Consider the following 6,840-nt stretch of genomic DNA (forward strand, 5'->3'; position numbering starts at 1 on the left):
ACCTATGAGGTTGCAGGATGCCAGCATTTTGACGTCAGAACCGCGACGGTTGCGACCGGATCGCGACGCATACGGTATGCCGTGCGCCATCACACGCGCAGGGTTATAGCCAATGTCCTACACAACAATAAGCCAACGGCTGCAACTGGCAGGATGTCCGGGTTTAACAGGCCATACAGCGCGCAGGGCCAGTGGTTGAATTGGCGGATGATCAATCAGAAGGACCTGCCGAATCATGCCCGTCGCCGACACTTTCGACCTGACCGTTGCCCAGCAGGACATCTGGCTGGACCAGCTCAGCCACGGGCCTTCGCCGTTGTACAACATTGGCGCCTACCTGCATGTGGATGGCCCGGTGGACCTGGCGCGGCTAGAGCAGGCCATCGAGCACCTGGCGCGGCTGCACGATGGGCTACGGGCTGCACTGGTCAACGAAAAGGGCATCGCGCAACAGTGCTTTGCCGACGCCACGCCTGTGCGCTTTGCAGTGGATGACGTGCAGGCCAGCCAAGACCCGCTGCAGGCAGCGCGCGCCCTGCTACAGGGCTGGATGCAAACGCCTTTCGAACTGAGCACAGCGCCTCTGTGGGGGGTGATGCTGGTGCGCATCGATCAGCATCAACACCTGTTGGCGCTCAAGGCTCACCACCTGGTGCTGGACGGCTGGGGTGTCGATCAATGGTTCAAGCAGCTTGCCCACCTGTACCGACAGCTTGAACTGGGCCAGCCCCTGCCGGGCAGCGCACCGTCCTACACAACCTTCATCGAAGACGATGTCCGCTATCAGGCCTCTGCGCGCCACGCCAAGGACCGTGCCTACTGGCTGGCCCGGTACGCAAGCCTGCCCGACCCGCTGTTGCAACCCCGCCAACAACCTGCGCACGCCCCCTCGCCGAGTGGCGCGCTGGAACTGGCGTTTGCCCCAAGCCTGCTGGCACGTATGCGCGTGCTGGCCGCGCCGCTGAACGCCTCGCCATACCACGTATTGCTGGCCGCGCTGCACGTGTGTGTGAGCCGCACTTGGCAACGCGATGAATGGGTGGTGGGCTTGCCTGTGCGCAACCGCAGCAATGCACACTTCAAGGCCACGCTCGGGCTGTTCACGCAAGTGAGTGCATTGCGCATGGGCTTCGGTCGCGCGTTGGCGTTTTCGCCGTTGGTCCAGGGCATTGCCGAGGCGCTGAAACAGGATTTTCGCCATCAACGCTACGCCCTGAGCGCGTTGCAGCGCGAACTGGCCGTTCAACCTGGTGGGCGAGCGCGGCTGTTCGAAGTGCTGGTGTCGTTTGAGGAGGACACCAACGCCCTGTGCATCGGTGATACCGCCAGCCATACCGTGATGATCAGCAACGGCCATGAACCTGCACCGCTGAGTATTCACCTGCGCTGCAACACCCACACCGGCGCCGCGCGCCTGCACCTGGTGCATGACCGCGCATGGCTGGCGGACGACGAAGTGCAGGCCCTGGCGGCGCGTCTGCTGCATGTGCTGGAGCAGGGCCTGGCCCAGCCGCAACTGGCGGTGGCTGCGTTCGAGGTGCTGACCGAGGCCGATCAACACAGCCTGCGGCGCTGGAACGACACGGGGCGCACGTTGGCCGCAGGCGACGCGGCGTTGATCCAGCGGCGCATCGAGTGGCAGGCCAACACCCGCCCGCACACCATTGCTGCGCGCTTCGGTGAACACCAACTGAGCTATGGCGAACTGGACCACCGGGCGACCGTGCTGGCCCAGCACCTGGCAAGCCTGGGCGTCACCCCCGAGCAGCGGGTGGCGGTGGTGGGCCAGCGCGGGCTGGACACCTTGGCAGGGCTGCTGGCGGTGCTCAAAAGCGGGGCTGCCTACGTACCCATTGATGCCACTCACCCCACCGAGCGCATCGCCTACCTGCTGAGCGACAGCGCGCCGCAGGTGGTGCTGACCCTGTCGCGCTTCAGTGAGCGCCTGCCTGCCCATGGCCGGCCGCAGATCGAGTTGGACCGGTTTGCCTGGCAGGGCCAGCCCGCCGCTGGCTTCAGGTTCCTGCCGCAGTCACCCGAGCACTTGGCCTACGTCATTTATACCTCCGGCTCGACCGGGCAACCCAAAGGCGTGATGGTGGAGCAACGCATGCTGGCCAACCTAGTCGATTGGCATTGCAGCCGCTTCGACCTCGGCCCAGGTCGCCATCAGTCCAGCGTCGCCGGCTTTGGCTTCGACGCCATGGCCTGGGAAACCTGGCCGGCACTGTGCTGCGGGGCGACCTTGCACCTGGCGCCTGTGCGCGACGGCGCCGAAGACATCGATGCATTGCTCGCCTGGTGGCGTGCCCAGCCACTGGACGTGAGCTTTCTGCCAACCCCCGTGGCCGAGCACGCCTTTGCCCAAGGCCACCAGCACCCGACCTTGCGCACCCTGTTGGTGGGGGGCGACCGCTTGCGCCGTCTTGGCCGCGAACGCCGCTACCAGGTGATCAACAACTACGGCCCCACAGAAACCACGGTGGTGGCGACGTCGGGCCTGGTAGTACCCGGCGGCCGGTTGCACATTGGCGGCCCGGTGGCCAACACCCGGCTGTACGTGCTGGATGCGCAGCGCAACCAGCTGCCGGTTGGCGCGGCTGGTGAGTTGTACATCGGTGGCGAAGGCGTTGCCCGTGGCTACCTCAACCAGCCGCAGATGACCGCCGAGCGCTTTCTGCACGACCCGTTCAGCCCACAGCCGGGGGCGCGTATGTACCGCACCGGCGACTGGGTGCGCTGGCAGCCCGACGGTGCTTTGCAGTACCTGGGGCGCAACGACGACCAGGTGAAGATCCGCGGGGTACGGGTAGAGTTGGCCGAAATCGAGGCGGCGCTGTGCAGCCACGCGGCAGTGGGCGAAGCAGTGGTCATGCTGCGTGACGGGCAGTTGCAGGCCTGGTTCGTGGCAGACCAGGCGGTCGCGCCCCGCGAATTGCATGATCACCTGCGTGACCGCCTGCCCGTCGCGTTGCTACCGGCGGCCTACGTGCGCATTGCTCGCTGGCCGTTGACAGCCAACGGCAAGCTGGACCGGCGCGCTTTGCCGGCAGCAGACGAAGCGGCCAGCGTACGGCGTGAACATGAGCCGCCGCAGGGCGAGGTTGAGTGCTGCCTGGCACAGTTATGGGCCGAGCTGTTGCAGGTTGAACGTGTGGGCCGGCGTGACCACTTCTTCGAGCTGGGCGGCCACTCGCTGCTTGCGGTGCAATTGATCGAACGCATGCGTCAGCACGGCCTGCAAGCCGATGTGCAGGTGCTGTTTGCGCAATCCACCCTGGCCGCGCTGGCGGCCAGCGCTCGCCCCATCGACACCGTGGCCACGCCGGCGCCCGCCGTCCCCGCGGGCTGCCAGCGCATTACCCCGCCGATGTTGCCGCTCACCTGCCTGAGCCAGGCCGCCATCGACCACATCGTGGGCACCGTGCCGGGCGGCGCCGCCAATGTGCAGGAAATCTACCCCCTGGCGCCCTTGCAGCAGGGGCTGCTGTACCACCATGTGACCGATGCGCGGGACCCGTACCAGCAGCAGGCGCTGTTTGCCTTCACCACGGCCGAGCAGTTGCAGGCGTTCGCCGAGGCGCTGCAGCAGGTCATCGACCGCCACGACATCCTGCGCACCAGCCTTGTCTGGGAAGGCCTGCAGGCACCCCAGCAGGTCGTGTGGCGATCCGCTCGCTTGCCGGTGCAGCATTGGCACGGACCGGCTGAACGGTTGCGCAGCCACTTTGACCCACAGCTACAGCCGTTGTCGTTGCTGGCAGCGCCCATGCTGGCCCTGGTGTATACCGAGGATGCCGCGCAAGGCCGTTGGCTAGGCCTGCTGCGCTTCCATCACCTGGTCAACGACGCGGTTTCGCTCCAGGTGCTGCTGGGCGAACTGCGGGCCTGCATGGCCGGGCAGGCGCAACAGTTACCAGCGCCGGTGCCCTACCGCGACTACGTTGCCGTCAGCACCCGGCCGGAGCGCCAGGCCGCCCATGAGGCGTTTTTCCGCAAGCAGCTAGCCGAGCGCCAGCCGCAGCCACCTTTGCAAGGGTGGGGCGGGGCAACGCTGGACGGACAGGACGTGGAAAGCCGCACCCTCGACCTGCAGCCTGAACTGATCGCTGGGCTGCGCCTGCAATCCCGTAGGCACGGTGCCAGCCTCGCCAGCCTGCTGCACCTGGCCTGGGCCCAGGTGCTGGGTAGCCTCGGCGGCCGCGACCAGGTGGTGCTCGGCACCGTGTTGCTGGGGCGCAGCATGGCCGGGCCCGGCGCCGACCGTGCCATGGGCATGTTCATCAACAGCCTGCCGCTGTGCGTCCAGTTGGCCGACCGCTCGCCCCAGCAGGCGCTGAGCGATACCCACGCGGGGTTAGCGGCGTTGCTTGCCCATGAAGATGCACCGTTGATCCTCGCCCAGCAATGCAGTGGCCAGCCCGCGGGCACGCCGCTGTTCGACAGCCTGGTGAACTACCGCCAGGGCGGCGTGGGCTTTGGCCAGGTGCTTCCCGGGGTGGAACTGGTGGAGGCCAGCGAAGTGCACAGCCACGGTTTGGTACTGACCGTGGATGACCTTGGCGATGCGTTGCAACTGGCCGTGCGGGCGCCCATTGCCCTGGGCGCACAGCGGGTACTGGGCTTTCTGTTCAAGGCCTTGGGCCAGCTCAACCATGCCCTGGCATGCCAGGACACCGCCGGGCTGCACACGCTGTGCCCGATTCCGGAGGGCGAACTGCAACTGCTGCTGCACGGTTTCAATGACAGCGAGGACCGCAGTAGCCCGTATGGCCAGACCCTGCCTGCATTGTTCGAGGCGCAGGTACGCCGTACCCCCGAAGCCATCGCCGTACAGGACGAGCAAGGCAGCCTGAGCTACCAATGCCTGAATGAACAGGCCAACCGGCTGGCCCATCATCTGATCGCATTGGGTGTGGGCCCGGACCGTCGGGTGGCGGTGTGTATAGAGCGTGGTATCTGCCTGATGGTGGCCTTGCTCGGGGTGATGAAGGCGGGCGGTGCCTACGTGCCGCTGGACCCGGAATACCCTGAAGAGCGCCTGCGCTTCATGCTGCAGGACAGTGAACCGCGGGTTGTGCTGGTACAGGGCGCTACCCATGGCTTGTTCAGCAACGCGCCGTGCCCCGTGCTGGACCTGGGCACGGATGGCTGGCAAGCCAGCGCAGTCGGCAACCCGCAGGTGGCGGGCCTGGGGCCCAGGCACCTGGCCTATGTGATGTACACCTCAGGCTCGACCGGCACACCCAAGGGCGTGATGATCGAACACCGCGGCCTGTGCAACCTCATGCACTGGGGCTCGCACATTCGCCCACCACGGCCGGGTGACGCGTTGCTGCAAAGGGCGCCGTGCACCTTCGACGGCTCGGTGTGGGAACTGTTCTGGCCGCTCACGGCCGGGTTGCGCCTGGTACTGGCCAGGCCGGATGGCCATCGTGACCCGGCTTACCTGGTGGCGCTTGTGCAGGCCAGGCAGGTGACGGTTGTCAAGTTCGTACCCGCGCTGCTGCACCAGTTTCTGGAACAGCCCGGCGTGGAGCGTTGCACCAGCCTGACTGACATTTTCTGTGGCGGCGGCGACCTGACGGTGGCCTTGCTGCGCAGCGTGCGCCTACACCTGCCCAAGGTGCGGGTACACAACGTGTACGGCCCCACCGAGGCAACGGTGGACAGCACCGCCTGGACCTTGCACCCCCACGAACCCGTACCCGAGCAGGCGCCGCCGATCGGCAGGGCGATTGCCAATACCCGTTTGTACGTGCTCGATGAACATGATCGCCCGGTGCCGGTGGGGGCGGTGGGGCAGCTGCACATTGGCGGGGTTGGCGTGGCGCGCGGCTACCTGGGGCTGGCGCAGTTGCAGGCCGAGCGCTTCATCGCCAGCCCGTTCGTCGAAGGCGACCGGCTATACCGCACGGGTGACCTGGTGCGCTACCGGGCCGATGGCCAGCTGGACTTCATCGGGCGCAATGATTTCCAGGTCAAGTTGCGTGGTTTGCGCGTGGAGCTGGGAGAAATCGAAACGTCCCTGGCGGCCCACCCCGCAGTGGACCAGGCGGTGGTGCTGATGCGCGACGAGCGCCTGGTGGCGTATTTCACCTGCCGGCCCGGTACGTCGGCACCCGCCCTGGCCGTACTGCGCAGCCACCTGTTGGGGTGCATGCCCGAGTACATGGTGCCCCAGGCGTTCGTGGCTCTGTCGCACCTGCCACTGAGTGCCAACGGCAAGCTGGACCGCGCTGCATTGCCAGAACCGGATGCGCACGCGGTGATCAGCCGCGCCTACCACGCGCCGCAGGGGGAGGTGGAAGCAGCGCTTGCAGCGATCTGGGCCGAGGTGCTGAAAATCGAGCAAGTCGGCCGGGATGACAACTTCTTCGAGTTGGGCGGGCACTCACTGCTGGCGGTCGGCCTGGTCGCACGCATGCGCCAGGCCGGCTTGCACGTCGATGCCAGGACCTTGTTCAGCCAACCTACCTTGTCGGGCCTGGCAGCCAGCACCCGGCCGGAACAGGAGCAGGCCGTGATCCCGGCGACCACCATCCCCAGCCTGGGCAAGCGCAGGCGCCTGTGACATCTGCTTAGGCAAACCAGGCGTACACGCGCACCTGTCACAGGCGTTACTGGCCCGAAACAAATGTAGGAGCGAGCGCAGCTCGCGATGCGCCGCGCGGGCGGCGCTCGATCTTACAAGCGCCGCACCCGCCACGACGCACACCTCTCAGCGCCCACCGCATCAGGCATATCCCCCTTGTCCCCGCTTCCCATGTCAGACCGCCCCGTCACGATCCATTAGCGTGTCGGCCACTACCCATTCCAGGCAAAGCAGGATGCTTACCG

General features: G+C 66.5%; 1 protein-coding gene. It reads left to right on the top strand.

Translation table 11 applies throughout. From position 1 onward, the window contains the following. Nucleotides 1-235 precede the first annotated feature (235 nt). Nucleotides 236-6,574, top strand: a complete 6,339-nt coding sequence (locus APH25_RS11485) for a non-ribosomal peptide synthetase (protein WP_060482015.1) — start codon at nucleotides 236-238, stop codon at nucleotides 6,572-6,574. Nucleotides 6,575-6,840: the final 266 nt, after the last annotated feature.

This window comes from Pseudomonas sp. NBRC 111119 (genome assembly GCF_001320125.1).
Classification (GTDB): domain Bacteria; phylum Pseudomonadota; class Gammaproteobacteria; order Pseudomonadales; family Pseudomonadaceae; genus Aquipseudomonas; species Aquipseudomonas parafulva.